This is a genomic window from Parahoeflea halophila (assembly GCF_900220985.1).
Classification (GTDB): Bacteria; Pseudomonadota; Alphaproteobacteria; order Rhizobiales; family Rhizobiaceae; genus Hoeflea; species Hoeflea halophila.
This window is the reverse complement of the sequence record NZ_OCPC01000001.1, coordinates 1407341-1423719: the sequence shown is the minus strand read 5'-3', so window position 1 is coordinate 1423719 and position 16379 is coordinate 1407341. Positions and strand designations below refer to the sequence as shown.

At 61.7% G+C, this 16379-nt stretch carries 16 protein-coding genes; 6 read left to right on the top strand and 10 right to left on the bottom strand.

The genetic code is table 11. From position 1 onward, the window contains the following. Position 1: 1 nt before the first annotated feature. The 4 genes from CRO46_RS06680 to CRO46_RS06665 are packed head-to-tail and all read right to left on the bottom strand — an operon-like array spanning position 2 to position 3385. Positions 2 to 967, bottom strand: coding sequence for a branched-chain amino acid ABC transporter permease (locus CRO46_RS06680; protein ID WP_097106575.1), 966 nt, complete (start codon positions 965 to 967; stop codon positions 2 to 4). Next, positions 964 to 1878, bottom strand: coding sequence for a branched-chain amino acid ABC transporter permease (locus CRO46_RS06675; protein WP_097106149.1), 915 nt, complete (start codon positions 1876 to 1878; stop codon positions 964 to 966). The genes CRO46_RS06680 and CRO46_RS06675 overlap by 4 nt, the downstream gene beginning before the upstream one ends. Continuing rightward, positions 1875 to 2606, bottom strand: coding sequence for an ABC transporter ATP-binding protein (locus CRO46_RS06670; protein ID WP_097106148.1), 732 nt, complete (start codon positions 2604 to 2606; stop codon positions 1875 to 1877). Before CRO46_RS06670 ends, CRO46_RS06675 begins: the two co-directional genes overlap by 4 nt. Continuing rightward, positions 2603 to 3385: an ABC transporter ATP-binding protein gene (locus CRO46_RS06665; protein ID WP_097106146.1), complete on the bottom strand. Its 783-nt coding sequence runs from the start codon at positions 3383 to 3385 to the stop codon at positions 2603 to 2605. Before CRO46_RS06665 ends, CRO46_RS06670 begins: the two co-directional genes overlap by 4 nt. Before the next feature lie 97 nt (positions 3386 to 3482). Between CRO46_RS06665 and CRO46_RS06660 the strand changes: the two genes are divergently transcribed. The 5 genes from CRO46_RS06660 (at position 3483) to CRO46_RS06640 (ending at position 7303) form a co-directional block, all read left to right on the top strand. Next, on the top strand, positions 3483 to 4208 hold the full coding sequence (locus CRO46_RS06660) for a GntR family transcriptional regulator (RefSeq protein WP_097106145.1): 726 nt from the start codon (positions 3483 to 3485) through the stop codon (positions 4206 to 4208). After that, the gene (locus tag CRO46_RS06655) at positions 4205 to 4561 is read left to right on the top strand and encodes a TIGR04076 family protein (protein WP_097106143.1); all 357 of its coding nucleotides are present in this window, start codon (positions 4205 to 4207) and stop codon (positions 4559 to 4561) included. Before CRO46_RS06660 ends, CRO46_RS06655 begins: the two co-directional genes overlap by 4 nt. Next, positions 4548 to 5597: an aldo/keto reductase gene (locus tag CRO46_RS06650; protein WP_097106141.1), complete on the top strand. Its 1050-nt coding sequence runs from the start codon at positions 4548 to 4550 to the stop codon at positions 5595 to 5597. The genes CRO46_RS06655 and CRO46_RS06650 overlap by 14 nt, the downstream gene beginning before the upstream one ends. Before the next feature lie 4 nt (positions 5598 to 5601). Then, positions 5602 to 6006: a hypothetical protein gene (locus CRO46_RS06645; RefSeq protein WP_097106139.1), complete on the top strand. Its 405-nt coding sequence runs from the start codon at positions 5602 to 5604 to the stop codon at positions 6004 to 6006. Positions 6007 to 6076: 70 nt separating this feature from the next. Further along, the gene (locus CRO46_RS06640) at positions 6077 to 7303 is read left to right on the top strand and encodes an ABC transporter substrate-binding protein (protein ID WP_425479237.1); all 1227 of its coding nucleotides are present in this window, start codon (positions 6077 to 6079) and stop codon (positions 7301 to 7303) included. Positions 7304 to 7389: 86 nt separating this feature from the next. Here the strand turns inward: CRO46_RS06640 and CRO46_RS06635 are convergent, their stop codons facing one another. Further along, positions 7390 to 8001 (bottom strand): hypothetical protein, encoded by a 612-nt coding sequence (locus CRO46_RS06635; RefSeq protein WP_143438966.1) that lies wholly within the window; start codon positions 7999 to 8001, stop codon positions 7390 to 7392. 215 nt (positions 8002 to 8216) lie between these two features. Then, positions 8217 to 9128: a phosphotransferase family protein gene (locus CRO46_RS06630; RefSeq protein ID WP_244577784.1), complete on the bottom strand. Its 912-nt coding sequence runs from the start codon at positions 9126 to 9128 to the stop codon at positions 8217 to 8219. A 100-nt stretch (positions 9129 to 9228) separates the two neighbouring features. Between CRO46_RS06630 and CRO46_RS06625 the strand changes: the two genes are divergently transcribed. Beyond that, positions 9229 to 9861, top strand: coding sequence for a class I SAM-dependent DNA methyltransferase (locus CRO46_RS06625; protein WP_097106131.1), 633 nt, complete (start codon positions 9229 to 9231; stop codon positions 9859 to 9861). A gap of 6 nt (positions 9862 to 9867) precedes the next feature. On the opposite strand, the gene CRO46_RS06620 is transcribed toward CRO46_RS06625, so the two are convergent. Genes CRO46_RS06620 through CRO46_RS06605 form a run of 4 tightly spaced genes read right to left on the bottom strand, consistent with a single transcriptional unit; the run spans position 9868 to position 16255 of the window. Beyond that, positions 9868 to 12309: a GcvT family protein gene (locus CRO46_RS06620; protein ID WP_097106128.1), complete on the bottom strand. Its 2442-nt coding sequence runs from the start codon at positions 12307 to 12309 to the stop codon at positions 9868 to 9870. Continuing rightward, on the bottom strand, positions 12306 to 13202 hold the full coding sequence (locus CRO46_RS06615) for a phosphotransferase (RefSeq protein WP_097106126.1): 897 nt from the start codon (positions 13200 to 13202) through the stop codon (positions 12306 to 12308). The genes CRO46_RS06620 and CRO46_RS06615 overlap by 4 nt, the downstream gene beginning before the upstream one ends. Before the next feature lie 3 nt (positions 13203 to 13205). Continuing rightward, positions 13206 to 15224, bottom strand: a complete 2019-nt coding sequence (locus CRO46_RS06610; RefSeq protein ID WP_097106573.1) for an ABC transporter permease — start codon at positions 15222 to 15224, stop codon at positions 13206 to 13208. A gap of 8 nt (positions 15225 to 15232) precedes the next feature. Next, positions 15233 to 16255 carry a quaternary amine ABC transporter ATP-binding protein gene (locus CRO46_RS06605; RefSeq protein WP_097106124.1) on the bottom strand — a complete coding sequence of 341 codons (1023 nt, stop codon included), beginning with the start codon at positions 16253 to 16255 and terminating at the stop codon, positions 15233 to 15235. Between the last annotated feature and the right edge of the window lie 124 nt (positions 16256 to 16379).

Sequence of the window (16379 nt, the reverse complement as noted above, 5' to 3'; positions counted from 1 at the left end):
CTTAGGTGTCCTTGTTGCGGTGCCCGAGGTGGCGGGAAACGGAGCGGACCTCGGGCAAAATGCCCTGGGGCCGCCAAAGCAGGATGGCGCAGAGCATCACGCCGATTATGACGATCTGCAGCGAAGCCGCGCGGGCCTGCTGGTCGGCAGGGAAAATTTCGGAAATCAACGCTCCGGACAGGGCCCAGATGGCCCATACCAGCACCGCGCCGAGTATGGCGCCGCGGTTGTTGCCGGACCCGCCGACAATCAGCATGGCCCAGACCTGGAAGGTCATCATCGGCAGGTAATTGGCCGGCGCTATGAAGCCGATGAAATGTGCCTGAACGGCACCGGCCAGCGCCATGATCGCGCCGCCGAGCGCAAAGGCCTGGATGCGCAGCAGAACCGGGTTCTTGCCGAGCGCCTGGGCTGCGACCTCATCCTCGCGTACGGCCCTCAGCGCGCGGCCCCATGGGCTGCGCAACAGGTGCTCAAGCAGGACGTAGAGCACCAGCACGACGAGCGCCGTGAGCGCCAGATTGAGGACGTTGAAGGCAAAAGGCTCGCTCTGCAAGCCGGAGAACGGGCGCGGGATGAAGGCCATGCCGAAGGCGCCGCCAGTGAGGCTTTCGGTGTTCTGGAACACGAGCTGCAGCGCCACGGCGATGCCGAATGTGGTGATCGCGAGATAGTCGGAGCGCATCCTGAGGGTCAGAAGGCCCACGGCGAGTGCGAGCGCCGCGCCCGCCGCCATGGCTGCCAGCCAGCCCAGCGCGATGTGCAGGTCAAACCCGCCAATCCGCTCGGCAGCATCGGGGGTCGTCAGGGCGGCAGACACATAGGCGCCGAGACCGACAAAGCCGGCAATGCCGACATTGAAAAGGCCAGTCTGGCCCCATTGCACGTTCAGCCCAAGACAGATGACGGCGTAGGTCAGGGCAATGGTGAGGAAGAAGGCGGCGTAGGCGAGGAGCTCCATTCTCAGGCCTCCTTCCGGCCAAAGAGGCCCTGCGGCCGCAGCATCAGCACGATGACGAGGATGACAAAGGAAATAGCAGCGCGCCATTCCGCTCCGATGATCTGCACGGCAAATGCCTCGCTCAGACCGATGATCAATCCGCCGAGCATGGCGCCGGGGATAGAGCCGATGCCGCCGAGAATGGCAGCGGCGAACAGTGGAAGCAGCAGGTCGAAGCCCATGTAGGGGCGGATCTGAACCAGAAGACCCGCCATGACACCGGCGATGCAGGCCATGCCGGCGCCGATGATCCAGGTGACCCGGACAACCTTGGCGACATCGACGCCGTAGACGCCGGCAAGACCCGGGTTTTCAGAAACGGCCCGCATGGCGCGGCCCGTGGCGCTGTGGGTGACCAGCAGGTGAAGGCCCAGCACCATGAGCGCGGTAAGGCCAATGACCATAAGCTGGTCCGGCGTTGCGCGCATGCCGAGCCCCAGCGGTTTGGCAATCTGCAAGGCATTGGTGAAATAGACCGGCTTGGCGGTGAAGATGAATTCAAGCAGCGAGCGCAGCGCCATGGAGGCGCCAAAGCTTGCCATGACGATGATGATCGTGTCAGCGCCCCGGGCCCGCAGCTTCCGGAACAGAATCCGGTCGAGTCCGAGAGTGAGGGCGACCGTCAACGCCACGCCGCCGAGTACGGCAAGCGGCAGGCCCCAACCAAAGCTGAATGGATAGACCGGAGCGCCGAGCCCGGCTGCCAGCCCACCGAGAACGCCGGCCACGGTGAGTGTCAGGTAAGCGCCCCAGGCGAGAAAATCGCCATGGGTGAAATTGGCAAAGCGCAGAATGGAATAGGTGAGCGTCAGACCGATGGCACCCAGGCCGATGGTCGAACCGGCGATCAGTCCGTCGATGATGGCTTGCGGGTTCATCGGCCTGCCTCTGCTGCACGGTGGCCGAGGAACAGTTCGCCCAGAAACCTGCCGTCGTGAAGAACATCGGTGGGGCCGTCATGGGCCAGCTTGCCGTCCACCAGCACCAGCGCACGATGGGTGAGAGCCAGCGCTGCGCGGACATTCTGTTCCACCAGCACCAGCGTCACGCCGGTGTCGGAGATCCGCCGAAGCGTTTCGAACACCTGGCCCACGAGCTTGGGCGATAGGCCGGCCGAAGGTTCGTCGAGCATCAGGACCTCCGGCTCGGTAAGCAGCGCCCGTGCTGCGGCAAGCATCTGGCGTTGGCCGCCGGACAGAGCTCCGGCCAATTCGCGGGGGCGGGCGGCCAGATCGGGAAACATGTCGAGCATCGCCTCGATCCTGCGTGGGCGCTCCGGCTTGGGCAGCAATTGCGCTGCGATCTGCAGGTTCTCGATTATGGAGAGACGGGTGAAGATGTTCTCGGTCTGCGGCACGAAGCCCACGCCGTTGCGCGCAAGTAGATGCGAGGGCATGCCGGTGACCTCGGTCTCGCCGAGCTGCACCTGACCGCCGAAACAGGGCACCAGCCCGGCAATGGCCTTGATCATGGTGGATTTTCCGGCGCCGTTGGGACCAAGAATACAGACGGCTTCGCCCTTCGAGACGGTGAAGCTAACGCCCTTGACGATGGGCAGGTCGGGATCGTAGCCGGCCTGCAGATCCGATAGCGTCAGCGCGGTCATGCCGGCATGCCTTCGAGATAGACATCGATCACGTCAGCGCGCTTTGTCACTTCGGCCGGCGTCCCCTCGGCCAGCACCTTGCCTGCGGCCATGACCATGACGCGAGGGCAGAGGCGGCCAATCATTTCCATATTGTGTTCAATCAGCAATACCGCAATTCCAAGCTTGTTGATCGCGACAATGCGGTCGATGATCAGATCCAAAAGCGCCGGATTAACCCCGGCGGCAGGTTCATCGAGCAGGATGACCCTGGGTTCGGCCATTAGCACGCGCGCAAGCTCAAGCAGTTTTCTCTGGCCGCCCGAGAGCACGGCCGCGGGCTGATCCTCGAGGTGGGAAAGCGAGACGAAGTCGAGGATGTCGCGGGCGCGCACAGCATTGGCGCGTTCCTGCCGGGCAACGAGGCTTGCCGTGGCAAGCGCCGAGAACAGGCTTTCACCGCGCTGATTTTGCGCCGCTGTCATGACGTTTTCCAGAACCGTCATGCGCGGAAACGGGCGTGGGATCTGAAATGTGCGTCCGAGCCCGAGCTGAATGCGGGCTTCCGGGCGGGCCCGGGTCAAATCCGTGCCGGCCAGGCGAATGCTGCCCGAGTCGATCGGCAATGCGCCCGCCAGCAGATTGAACAGGGTCGACTTGCCGGCCCCGTTCGGACCGATGACGCCAAGAATTTCCGAAGCCGAAAGGCTGAGGGAAACATCGTTGACGACACAGAACCCACCGAAGGATTTGGTGATGCCGCGAGCCTCGAGGATGGAGGGGTGACTGGGGTCTGTCATTTACTCAACCAAAGTTGATCAACTATCATTTATCATTTACAGGATCATGTTTCAGGCCTAAAGTAAAGCTGCAAACGGAAGAAGGTGCCTTGTCAGAATGAACATTCAGACCAGCTCAAAGTTTGACGGGCCGGGGCTCGATCATCTCGCGCCGATTGGCCGGGAGACGGTTCAGGACCGGATCTACCGGCAACTTCGCGACGCGCTGATACAGGGCCGTTTCGATGCCGGGGAGATCTTCCTTGCAGGTGACGTAGCGCAGCGGATGTCGGTAAGTTCCATGCCGGTGCGCGAGGCGCTGGCGCGGCTGGTCTCGGAGCGCGCGCTCGAGGCAATGGCCAACCGGCGCGTGCGGGTGCCGCTGCTGACGCTGGAGCGGGCGCGTGACATCGCCCAGGCGCGTACCCTGATCGAGGCGGAGCTCGCGGCACGCGCACTTGCCAATCTGACCCATGCGGATATCGAGCGGCTGGAAGTGCTGACAGCCGAATACGAGGACACCAGCAAGGCGCAGGATGTCGCCACCCTTAACCACGCCTTCCATTTCAAGCTCTACGAGGCTGCAGGCTCGCCCGTGTTCATGCCAATTGTCGAAAGCCTGTGGATGCAAGCCGGGCCCTATGTGCGGGCGGCCGCAAAGTTGCACAGCCCGCTCACCGATACCGCGGCCACGTTGCATCATCGGGGTATTCTCGCTGCCATCAAGGCTGGTGACAGGGAACAGGTGTCGGCCGAACTGACTGCCGATATCAGCCAGTCCTTTGCCATTCTGGAGCGCGCAGATCCCGATTTCTGGGTGGCCGAAAACGGAGCTGCGTCATGAGCGCCGATGAAGGGTTTGAGTTGTGGGACCTGAAGGTCGAGGTGGTGGCTCCGGAAGGTGCCAAGATCTGGTGCGGAGCCAAGGTTGGGGACTATTTCGAACTGCGCGGTGAAATGCTGCATCTGCCGCCGGGACAGGGCATGTCGATCTATTCGCTGGCCTCGGTGCTGCCGCTGCTGGCGGCGAAACAGCGCCAGACCGACCCCAACGACTGGATGTCGACCGATGCGGAAATCGCCTGTCCGGACCCGCACTGCCCTTCGCGGCTGAAGATCACCCGCACGAAGCTCAGGCGGTTCAACCATTCAGAGACGACAGCGGTTCCGCTGGGAGACAACAATGCAGACATTTGACCTTGCGCCCGGGCACCGGATCTCGCGCGTCATCAAGGGCGGCTGGCAACTGGCGGGCGGGCACGGCGAAGTCGACAGGCAGGCCGGGATCGAGGACATGATCGCCTTTGCCGACGCCGGGATCACCACGTTCGATTGTGCCGACATCTACACCGGCGTGGAAGCGCTGATCGGTGCATTCCGAGATGAGTACGAACGGGTCCGGGGCGCTGAAGCGCTGAGCCGGATCAAGGTGCACACCAAATTCGTGCCGGATCTGGGCAGTCTTGCTACGCTGACGCGGACAGATGTGGCCGAAGGCATCGAAACCTCTCTCAAGCGTCTTGGGATGGAACAGCTGAACCTGGTTCAGTTCCACTGGTGGGACTATGAAATCGACCGCCAGGTCGAGGTGGCCAGCTGGTTGGCAGAGCTTCGCCAGGAGGGCAAGATCGCCAATATCGGCGGAACCAATTTCGACACCGAGCAAATGCTGCGGATCGTCGATGCCGGGGTGCCGCTGGTGTCCATGCAGGTGCAGTATTCGCTGATCGACGACCGACCATCGCGGTCGATGGTCGAGGCGGCACAAGCCCACGGGATCAGCCTGCTATGCTACGGTTCGGTCGGAGGCGGGTTGTTCTCCGAGCGCATGCTGGGACAAAAGGAACTGCAGCCGCCGTTCGAGAACCGCTCGCTGATCAAGTACAAGCTGATCGTCGACGAGTTCGGCGGGTGGGATCTGTTCCAGGAGCTTCTTGAAGTGCTTTCGGCGATCGCTGCGCACCATGACAGTGACATCGCGTCGATTGCCAGCCGTGCCGTGCTTGAACGCCCTGGTGTCGCCGCCGTGATCGTCGGCGCACGCAACCGCAACCACCTCGGGCGCAATCTGGCCATTCCTGGGATCACGCTTACCGCACAGGATTTTGCTGCCATTGATGCGGTGCTGGCGCGGGCCAACCCGGTGCCGGGTGATGTCTACACGCTCGAGCGGGACCGCAACGGCAAGCATGGCTCGGTGATGAAGTACAATCTGAACAAGGAAGGACACTGATCCCGTGGATCTGATAGCACGCGCCCAGGCAGAAGTCGTCAATCGCCACAAGTTTTTTGTCGAGTGGTTCACCGGGCGTGCGCCAGACGCTGAGCTGGCAGTGTCGCTGCGAGCCTTTGCACCCGACATGGTGATGATCGAGCCCGATGCCAACACCATTGGCACGGCGGAGATTGCCGCCATGATCACGGGTGCTCGCGGCAAGCGACCGGCGGATTTCGAGATCAGAGTGGAATTGATCGCAGCGCGTGAGCTCGCCCAGGGCATCGCGCTTGTGGTCTACGACGAACACCAGGTGATCGACGGGCAGAAAACTGCGCGCCGCTCCTCTGCCGTGTTCAGCGCTGACCCGGAGGCACCTGAGGGGGTGGTCTGGCGGCAGCTGCAGGAGACGTGGATTTCGACATAACGAAGCGGGCGAGAGAGGCCCCATAACAAGGAGAACGCGAATGAACATGATCAGAAAAACGGGCCTTGCCATGGCGATGCTGTGCGCTTCGGCGCTGAGCTCACAGGCCTGCGAGATTACCATAGGTGTGGTGATGGAACTGACCGGACCGGCGGGTGCCTATGGCCAGGCCGGAGCGAAATCAGTGGAAATGGCCTTCCGCGACATCAACGAGGCCGGCGGCGTGCTGGGCTGTGATCTGGTGACCGACACCCGTGACAGCCAGAGCCAGGGCAATGTGGCCGTCGACCAGGCGACGCAGCTCGTCAACGTCAAGCAGGTTCCCGTTGTCATCGGCGGCATTATCTCCTCGGTCTCGATCCCGATCCTGACCTCGGTGACGGCTGCAGCCGGCGTGGTTCAGGTATCACCGGCTTCTTCGAGCCCGACGCTGACGCAGCTCAGCCGTGACGGCAAGACCGATGGCTATTTCTTCCGCACCATCACCTCGGATGCACTGCAGGGAATTGCGGCAGCAAAATACGCCATCGATTCCGGGCTGAAGAAACTGGCCATCATTCACGTCAACAACGATTTCGGTCTCAATCTGATGCGCGAGTTTTCGGCCTCCTACGAAGCGCTCGGCGGCGAAATCACCTCGGCAACGCCCTACAACGAGAACCAGCCCAGCTACAGCGCAGAAGTGACCGCGGCGATGGAAGGCGAACCCGACGCGCTCTACCTGATCAGCTATCCGGTGGATGGGGCCACCGTTGCACGGGCCTGGATCAGCCAGGGCGGACCGCAGAAGTTCCTGCTCAATGACGGAATGAACTCGACCGATTTCATCGAGGCTGTCGGCGGACAATATCTTGAAGGTGCGTTCGGTACGTCGTCGGGCACCACCGAAACGGAGTCGACCAAGTATTTCTACGCGAATTACGAGGATTTTTCAGGCGGCATCGCGCCCTCCGCGCCTGCGGCCGACCGGTCCTATGATGCGGGTGCAATTGTCGGTCTGGCTGTTGCCAAGGCTGGCAAAGCCGAATCCGAAGCCATCCGCGATGCCATCCGGTCAGTCGTCGATCCGGAAGGTGAAGTGATCTATGCCGGACCGGAAGAGTTCAAGAAGGCGCTGGCGCTGATCAATGAAGGCAAGGCGATCAACTACCAGGGCGTGATCGGCAATGTGTCATTTGACAAGTATGGCGACATTTCCGGCCCGTTCCGGCTCTGGCAGATCAAGGATGGCGAAGTTGTCACCAATGGCCAGATGACGGCTGCCGACGTCGCCGACGTGAAGGCGTCGATGAAGTAGGGCGACCCACGGAGTAGCAGTCTGTCTTGAGGAAGGAAAAAGGGGCGCCGGTTTGCGGCGCCCCTTTTTGTGTTTCAATGTGGATCTTAGCGGCGCAGGAAGCGCGGCGTCAGCAGATTGACGTCGGTACCTTCGTCGCGATGGCTGCCGCCGAGGCTGGCGAACCACCATGCGGCTCCCGCACCCAGTGCTGCTGCTGCACCTGACGCAAAACCGTACACGACGGTAAGCGTTTGGGTGTATTCGACCACATTGGCGGGAACCTCCTCCGTAGTGCCGGCTTCAACCCCCAGACCCGCAAGTGCTGCACCGAAGGCAGCGACAGCAGCGACAGCTATGGTTGATACAGCCCAGACCGAAAGGCCGTGGATACCGTCGCGAAACTCGACTTCGGTCTTGGAAGCATCATTCCAGCGGCTGCGCATGCGGCCGGCAATGTAGCCGCCGGCAGCGGAGCTTGAAAAGGCCATCAGGAACAGCCACAGGCTTGCAACGAGGACCTGCCAGGACGGTTCGCCATTTGCCAGCATCGGATCTCCGAGCTCTAGGCCGGCGCTTCCGCCAAATTGTCCGAGAACGATGGATGTGGCGATAGCGATGACGCTACCTCCCCATACTGCACCCCATTCGAGATAGGACTGCCCCTGCGGCAGATTATCTGAATGAACCAGTGCAGTTTTTACCCCTGCCGGTTCCATGTTCTCACCGGAGACCAAGAAGCGAGAGGATGAACATGACCACGACCACCAGGCCGACCAGATAGATGATACCGTGCATTTGAAATCTCCTTGGACAACGAAGGGCAGCACCACGCGGTGGCCCATGCAGTCACAACGGCAATCCCCTGGTAAAGTTCCCGTGATCGGTTCTGCATCCTGAGACCGGCTGAGAGTGACCTGTCAGCACATCCGGGTCAGCCGGACTGCAATGTTTCAAGGCAGCTTGCGAATTGCTCTGTCGTCATGAGTTTCCGGCAGCGGGCGAAGCGGCCATCGGCATAGGCGCGGAAATCTTCGGCCGGATTGTGGTTGGCCAGCTGGATCAGCCCCCAGAGGGTCCAGAGCAGGTCGCACATCGCCTTGTAGATCACCATCCGCGCCCGATCGGAGGCATCCGGTTCGCCACCGAAATAGGCCTCGAGCAAGGCTTGGTCCTGGGCAGCGTCGAATTCGCCCTCGACGGACAGATCGCCGAGATCCCACATGGGATCATTCATGCCGGAATATTCCCAGTCGACGATGAAGATGCGGTCGCCGGTGTCGAGAAAATTCTCGCATAGCGGATCGCAGTGACAGGCAACCAAAGGGGCAGGGTTTTTTGCCAAGGCTGTCCTTACGGTCTCGGCTTCGCGAACCACATCGTAATAGCCTGCAGGCAAATCCACATCCTTGGTTGAAAGGATTGCGAGATACTCGTCGATCATCGAGAAAAGCTCGAATGTGAAGGGGAATTCGGCTCCGGACCTGTGCAGTCGGCGAAAGGCTTCGCCGGCGCGGCGGACGGCGCCGATATCACCACGAAATCCTTCCGGGGTCATGGTGAGGGCATCCTCGATAAAGCGGGTCGCCATGACCCCTGTGTCCGGATCTGCGTGGAGGACTTGAGGGCTGACGCCTGCCTCGGCGGCCGCACGGGCGGCAACGGCTTCGTGCGCCCGGTTGATGTATTCCTCGGTGCCGGCGCCGGGCAAGCGGACACAGGCGTCGCCGACGCGAAAGACCAGATTGGTGAGGCCGCCGAGTCGTTCGACCGGGCCTGTATAAGCTGCCAGCGAGGGGATGGCCTTGAGACTGGCGCGCAGCTGGGTTTCGGTATCATCGGTCACGGCAGAGCGCCTCCTCACTTCTTTTCCAGTCTCCGCACAGTTCCACAAAGTGGTTGAAAAGGCTATGGTAACGGACCACGGATCAACAGCGGAGCTTACCATGAATGTTGAAGACAAGACGGCTCGGCTGGGTGCTGTGTACCGGGCCGAGAGTGCCGATGATGTGGCGCGGGTCTATGATTCCTGGGCTGAAAACTATGATCAGGACATGTCGCTTGCCGGCTACCGGCATCCAGCCATTTCGCTGGCAATCCTGTCGCGGCACGTGCCGAAGGGTGCGGGACCGCTGCTTGATGCAGGCGCCGGCACAGGGCTGATCGGCGAATGGCTGGCGATCACCGGTTTTAACAGTGTCGAAGCGCTCGACATATCCTCCGGCATGCTGGCTGTGGCGGAACGCAAGGGCATCTACAATGGCCTGCACAAGGCGGCGCTCGGAGGCACGTTGCCGTTCAGCGACAACCAGTTCGCCGCCATCATCTCGGCAGGCGTCTTCACCTCCGGCCATGTCGGGGTCGAGGGGCTCGACGATCTGCTGCGGATCTGTGCGCCAGGCGGCACGATCGTGCTAACGGTCAAGGATGTGCTCTGGCAGTCGAGTTTCCGCGGACGGGTTGTTGAGCTGGAGGCTCAAGGCAGGCTGAAACTGGTGGACGACACCGGTCCCTATGTCTCGATGCCCGGCGAGGAGGGAACCACGCCGAGCCGCTGTATTGCGCTGAAAGTGAGCTGACGAAGATCAGGCTTTGACCTTTTCGTTGGACGGATCGAAGAACGGTTTCAGGCCGATTTTTGCCGGAACCCGGTCAAGCGCGATGACGAGTTCGTAGGTTCCGTCTTCGAGGAATTCCTTCGAGACGCCAGCCTCGTTGCGGACGTAGCCGTAGCCAACGCTCTTGCCGATGGTGTAGCCGAAACCACCCGATGTCAGATAGCCGACCGGTTCACCGTTGCGCAAAATGGTTTCGCGGCCGACCAGGACCGCATCGGGATCATCAATGACAAAGCCGGCGAAGCGTTTGGTCAGTGGCTTCTCCGCTATGGCCTTGAGGGCTGCTTCGCCGATGAAGCCGGTGTTGGAATTCTTCCGCACGGCCCAGCCGAGACCAGCTTCCTGCGGCGTGTCGTTGGGGGTGATGTCCGACCCCCAGGCCCTGTACCCTTTCTCAAGGCGCAGGGATTCCAGGGCCCGATAGCCGATGGGCCGGATGTCCCAGGACTGCCCTGCTGCCATCAAGGCATCGAAGACTTCGCCGATGTCTGCGATCGGGATGTGCAACTCCCATCCCAATTCGCCGACATAGGTGACGCGAAGCGCGCGCACGGTGCTGCCGGCGATGCCGATCTCGCGGACATGACCGAAGGGGAACGCCTCGTTGGAGACATCGGCCTCAGTCACCTTCTCCAGCACGTCACGGGCATGCGGGCCCATCAGCGACAGGGTGCCGTAGGCTTCGGTAATGTCCTCGACCTGTACATCCGCGCCCTCGGGGACATGCTCCCGGATCCAGGCCAGGTCGTGAGTGCGGAAACCGGTTCCGGTGACGACGTAGAATTTGTCATCGGCGATCCGCGCCACGGTCAGATCTGCTTCAATGCCGCCGCGGGTGTTGAGAAGTTGGGTATAGGTCAGGCGGCCGACCGGTTTGGTCACGTCATTGGCGCAGATGTGGCTCAGCGCCGCAAGTGCACCGGAACCGCTGATTTCGTATTTGGCAAAGGAGGACTGGTCGAAAACACCGACCTTCTCGCGCACATGACGGTGTTCTTCACCGACAGCGTCGAACCAGTTCTGTCGTCCCATGGTCGGGATGTCGGCCGCTTCCATGCCTTCGGGTGCGAACCAGTTGGGGCGCTCCCAGCCGAGCTTGGAGCCGAAGACGGCGCGGTGGGCCTTGAGCCGGTCATAGAGCGGGGAGACGATGCGGGGACGGCCGGATTCGTATTCGACATGGGGGAACCCGATGGCGTAATGCTTGCCATAAGCCTCGAGCGTACGGTCGTTGACCCATTGCCGGTCCCTGTGCATTTCGGAAAAGCGGCGGATATCGACGACCCAGAGATCGAGTGGCGCTTCGCCGTCGATTACCCATTGCGCAAGCACCCAGCCGGCGCCACCACCGGCGGCAATGCCGAAGGCATTGAAGCCCGCGCCGACAAACATGTTGGCGCATTCGGGTGCCGGGCCAAGGATGAAATTTCCGTCCGGGGTGAAGCTTTCCGGACCGTTAATCATTTGCCTGACGCCGACATTGCCCAGCGCCGGAACGCGCTCGATCGCCTGCATCATGTGCTGCTCGAAATGGTCGTAATCGTCGTCAAAAAGCTGGAACTCGAATTCGTTGGGCACATCGCCGGTGGTCCAGCCCTGCGGGTTGGGCTCGTAGCCACCAAAGGACAGGCCGCCAACCTCTTCCTTGAAATAGGTGCGGCGATCGGGGTCGCGTATGGTCGGGGCATCGCTCGACAACCCATCGATCTTCTCGGTGATGACATACTGGTGCTTGACCGGCTGCAATGGAACGTTGATGCCGGCCATCTCGCCGATCTGACGAGCCCATTGCCCGGCGCAATTGACGACCTTGTCACAAGCAATGTCGCCCTTGTCGGTCTTGACCGCGAGGATACGGCCATCCTTCATGTCAAAACCGTTGACCCGAACGTTCTCGAAAATTCTGGCGCCATGCATACGTGCGCCCTTTGCCAGCGACTGGGTGATGTCGGAGGGGCTGGCCTGACCGTCGCTGGGCAGCCAGCTGGCGCCGACGAGATCGTCAACCTGCATTAGTGGAAACTTGGCCTTCGCTTCCTGCGGCGAAAGCAGTTCCATGTCCATGCCAAAACTCTGGGCCGTGGTGGCGAGGCGCCGGTATTCGATCCAGCGGTCCTGATTGGTGGCAATGCGCAGGCAGCCGGACATCTTCCAGCCGGTCTCGAGGCCGGTCTCCTGGTCGAGCCGCTTGTAGAGATCGACCGAATATTTGAGCACCTTGGTGATCGAGGCGGAGGAGCGAAGCTGCCCGACAAGTCCCGCGGCGTGCCAGGTCGAGCCCGAAGTCAGCTTGCCCTGCTCGAGCAGTATGACATCGGCCTTGTGATCGCGCGCCAGATGGTAGGCTGTGGAGCAACCGATGATGCCGCCGCCGATGACGACGATTTGCGCTCTGTCTGGGAGGGTCATTGCGATGTCTTTCCGTAGGTCGAATGGTACTGGTCAAGCGCTGCTTCGAGGCGCTCGAGGTTTTCAGCGGTATAGGCCTGGTAATCTGCGCCCGGCGCGTCGAGATGGAGCTCGGAGACCAGGCTCCAGAGCGTTTCGCGCAGTAGCGAAGCGCATTGCATGGCGTGGAAGGAGCGGGTGAAGTCGGCGTCGGGGGCGGAACCCAGTGCGGCTTGAAGCAGGATCGAGGCTTCTGCTTCGTTCATCTCGGCGTTCGAGGCAGCACCGGCAATGTCGAACATGGCGGTGGAGAATCCGGCATACTCGAAATCGATCAGCCAGAGTTTTTGGCCGTCATCGAGGAAATTCGCGGGCAGCAGGTCATTGTGCCCGAAAATTATCGGCAACGGCTGTTGTGCGGCTTCCAAGCTTTCGGCGAGTCCGAGCCAGGCCGGCAGCCGGTCAGCCATCCGTGAGCCTCCGGCCCTCAGTGTGCGGGCGTAGTCGCGGATGACGTGAAACACCCAGAACATGAAGCCCGGACCTTCGATGTGGCGCGGCATGCTTGTGTGGAAATCGCGGATGAGGCGACCGATCCGTTCGGGATTGGCGCGGACATCGCCCGGCTCGAAGGTTTTCGCATCGAGGAATTGCGAAACCATGATGCCCGGCTCGACGTATTCCACCCGCGGGGCGAACCCCGCTTCGTGGGCTGCGCAGGCGGTCATGATCTCGCGCTTGCGGTCGACATGATGAAACGGGAAATCGCGGCCGAGCCGGACAACGTGGCGGCCGGTGGCGTCGGAAACGAGCCAGCTTTCGTTGCTCAGGCCGCCAGTCAGCGGCTCGATATCGATCTTGCCCGAGAAACAGGGCAGGGCGCGGATGTGATCAAGGGTGGCAAGGTCAGTCATGGCTTACTCCAGACCCAGGCGATGACGGGCGCGGCTGGCGCCGGCGGAAATCAGCCGGTCGGCAATGATGGCGATTGCGGCGATCGACAGTCCTGCAACCAGCCCGCGTCCAGTGTCGGCCTTGGTCAGCGCGATATAGACCTCCTGGCCAAGATCGCGGGTGCCGACGAGCGCCGTGATGACCAGCATCGACAGGGCGAACATGATGGTCTGGTTGAGCCCAAGCAGGATTTCAGGCAGTGCCAGCTTGAGGCGGACGCGGGTGAGGATCTGCCATTCGGTGCAGCCCATTGCGCGGCTGGCCTCGATCAGCTTCGGATCGACCTTGCGGATACCAAGCGCTGTGTAGCGGATCGCGGGTGCGATGGCGAAGGCGACAACAGCGATCATGGCGGTAAAATCCCCGACCCGGAACAGCATCACCGCGGGCATCAGGTAGACGAAGCTCGGCAACGTCTGCAGCGTGTCGATGGCGAGCTGGACCCACGACCAGAGCCGGTCGCGGGTGGCGGCGATTATTCCCACGGGGATTCCGATCAGTGAAGCGAACAGTGCAGAGATTCCGCAGAGATAGACGGTGATCATCGCCTTTTCCCATTGGCCGGTGGCGGCGATGAAAAGCGGCAGGCAGAGCGTGAGCAGACCCAGCCGCCAGCCGCCAAGCCTGTAACCGGCAAATCCGAGGAAGACGGTTACGCCAAGCCACGGCAGATCACCCAGGAAGCGCTTGAACGGGATCAGAACATTGATCAGCATCGCGTTCTTGATCGCTTCAAGCGTGTCGAAATAGTTGATGTTGATCCAGGCCACGACCTCGGACCAGAAGGTGCCGGTTGAGAGTTGCAGCGCTTCCGGATAGGTGCGGATACCCGGAATCACATATCCCAGAGCGGTGGTGGCTATGAGGAGTGCCAGTGCAGCGACCAGATAAGGGTGGCGGGCGACAAGACCGGAGGCTTGGGTGTCCGGCGACGGGGCGGAAAGCTTTTCTGCCGCGGCCTGGCTCAGACGGTCCATGGCAATGGCCAGCGCGACGATGGCAAATCCGGCTTCGAGACCTGCACCGAAATCGAGCCGGCGCAGGGCGGCGAGCACGTCGAAGCCAAGGCCGCCGGCGCCGATCATCGAGGCGATAATCACCATATTGAGCGAGAGCATGATGACCTGGTTCATACCGACCATCAGGCTTTCGCGCGCTGCAGGCACCATCACCCGCCAGGTCATCTGCCTTTCCGTGCAGCCGACCATGTGCCCGAGATCGGTGATTTCGGAAGGCACCGCACGCAGCGACAGGATGGAAATGCGGGTCATTGGCGGGGTGGCGAAGATCAGCGTGGCAATGACGGCTGCCGTCGGGCCGAAGCCGAACAGGAACAGCACCGGAACCAGATAGGCAAAGACGGGAATCGTCTGCATCAGGTCGAGAAGTGGCATGACCATCCGCTCGACCCAGTGCCAGCGCCAGGCGGCAACACCGAACAACAGGCCGAAGACAACACCCAAAGGGGCAGCGACGAGGATCGAGGCCAGCGTGATCATGGCACTGGTCCATTGGCCGAAGACGGCAAGGAACAGGAAACACCCGCCTGCAAGCAGAGAGAGGCGCATGCCGCCCAACCAATGGCCGAGCAACATCACCAAGCCGATCACAGCGATCCAGGGCAGCGGCGGCAACAGCTGGATGGCCGACGACCCGCTGCCTTCGAGAAAGCCGGTGGACAACAGGCTTGCGGCGAGAGTGTAGGGCACGTCGAGCACGGCAGAAATGAAGCGTGTCAGATCGGTAAAGCTGAACAGGCCGAAACTGGCCTCGTTGATCAGCCATTTCATCGCCGAACTGATCCATTTGGCGAGCTTGATCACATAGGCCTTCGGGTAGTCGAAGGCTGCGGGGAACAAGGGCTTGCCGTAGAGCCAGAACGTCACGAACACGGCGATGGCAACCAGCCAGGCGACAGGCAGCCTGGATGGCCGGCGTGACACCTGGGCCGTTTCGGGTTCCAACAATGGCGCGCCGGACATCGCCATGGTCAGCCCTGCAACATCAGGGAAACGACGGCTTCACGATCCAGCCGGCCGATGACCCGGCCGTCGTCGTCGGTCACACCGAGATGGGGCGCACCATCGAGAAACAGCGGTGCTGCTTCGGCGATGTTGGCTCTGGCCGAAATTCGGGCGCCGTTCTCCTCGTCGCCTTGGGCATCCTTCATCAGGCTGCGGGTGCGGATCACCTTGGCGCGGGCGACGTTCCTGGTGAATTCCGCCACATAGGAGGTCGCTGGTGTGAGCACGATCTCTTCCGGCGTGCCGGCCTGGACGATTTCGCCGTCCTTCATGATGGCGATCCTGTCGGCGAGCCGAATGGCCTCGTCGAAATCATGTGTGATGAAGACGATGGTCTTGTGCAGCTTTGTCTGCAGCCGCATGAACTCGTCCTGCATCTCGCGGCGGATCAGTGGATCGAGCGCCGAGAAAGGTTCGTCGAGAAACCAGATCTCCGGTTCGACGGCCAGCGAGCGGGCAATGCCGACGCGCTGCTGTTGGCCGCCTGAAAGCTGGCGCGGAAAGGCGCTCTCTTTGCCGGCGAGGCCGACGAGCTCGATCATTTCACGCGCCCGGGCCTCGCGTGCTGCGCGGTCCATGCCCTGTATATCGAGAGGAAAGGCGACATTGTCGAGCACCGTGAGATGCGGCAACAGCGCAAAATGCTGGAACACCATGCCCATCTGGTGGCGGCGGATTTCGATCATCCGCGATTGCGAAGCCTTGAGCAGGTTTTCGCCCTTGAACAGCACGTCGCCGCCGGTGGGTTCGATAAGCCGCGACATCAGCCGAACGAGGGTGGACTTGCCCGATCCGGACAGTCCCATGATGACGAAGATCTCACCCTCATGCACATCGAGATCGACCTGCCGCACCGCGCCGACCAGCCCGGCTGCAGCGATGGCATCCGTGTCCGGGTGTCCGTCGTGACTGACAAGAAATTCTTCGGCCTCGGCGCCGAACAGTTTCCAGACATTGCGGCAGACGAGCTTGGCTTCGGGAATGGTCATGGATTACTCGGTCGGGACTGCATGATGATCGTTTCCGGCTGAAGCGGCCCGGGGCCGGGATCCTTCATCCGGTCAGCATTCGGGCCCGAAGGCCCGATTGCAATTTCGTCCGGGCAGGCCCGAA

What these genes read in the sequence shown, in the direction of transcription:
- CRO46_RS06675 (WP_097106149.1), bottom strand. Translation starts at nt 1,878, where the DNA reads ATGAACCCGCAAGCCATCATCGACGGACTGATCGCCGGTTCGACCATC.
- CRO46_RS06665 (WP_097106146.1), bottom strand. Translation starts at nt 3,385, where the DNA reads ATGACAGACCCCAGTCACCCCTCCATCCTCGAGGCTCGCGGCATCACC.
- CRO46_RS06615 (WP_097106126.1), bottom strand. Translation starts at nt 13,202, where the DNA reads ATGACTGACCTTGCCACCCTTGATCACATCCGCGCCCTGCCCTGTTTC.
- CRO46_RS06635 (WP_143438966.1), bottom strand. Translation starts at nt 8,001, where the DNA reads ATGGAACCGGCAGGGGTAAAAACTGCACTGGTTCATTCAGATAATCTG.
- CRO46_RS06640 (WP_425479237.1), top strand. Translation starts at nt 6,077, where the DNA reads ATGGCGATGCTGTGCGCTTCGGCGCTGAGCTCACAGGCCTGCGAGATT.
- CRO46_RS06620 (WP_097106128.1), bottom strand. Translation starts at nt 12,309, where the DNA reads ATGACCCTCCCAGACAGAGCGCAAATCGTCGTCATCGGCGGCGGCATC.
- CRO46_RS06660 (WP_097106145.1), top strand. Translation starts at nt 3,483, where the DNA reads ATGAACATTCAGACCAGCTCAAAGTTTGACGGGCCGGGGCTCGATCAT.
- CRO46_RS06625 (WP_097106131.1), top strand. Translation starts at nt 9,229, where the DNA reads ATGAATGTTGAAGACAAGACGGCTCGGCTGGGTGCTGTGTACCGGGCC.
- CRO46_RS06650 (WP_097106141.1), top strand. Translation starts at nt 4,548, where the DNA reads ATGCAGACATTTGACCTTGCGCCCGGGCACCGGATCTCGCGCGTCATC.
- CRO46_RS06605 (WP_097106124.1), bottom strand. Translation starts at nt 16,255, where the DNA reads ATGACCATTCCCGAAGCCAAGCTCGTCTGCCGCAATGTCTGGAAACTG.
- CRO46_RS06670 (WP_097106148.1), bottom strand. Translation starts at nt 2,606, where the DNA reads ATGACCGCGCTGACGCTATCGGATCTGCAGGCCGGCTACGATCCCGAC.
- CRO46_RS06610 (WP_097106573.1), bottom strand. Translation starts at nt 15,224, where the DNA reads ATGTCCGGCGCGCCATTGTTGGAACCCGAAACGGCCCAGGTGTCACGC.
- CRO46_RS06655 (WP_097106143.1), top strand. Translation starts at nt 4,205, where the DNA reads ATGAGCGCCGATGAAGGGTTTGAGTTGTGGGACCTGAAGGTCGAGGTG.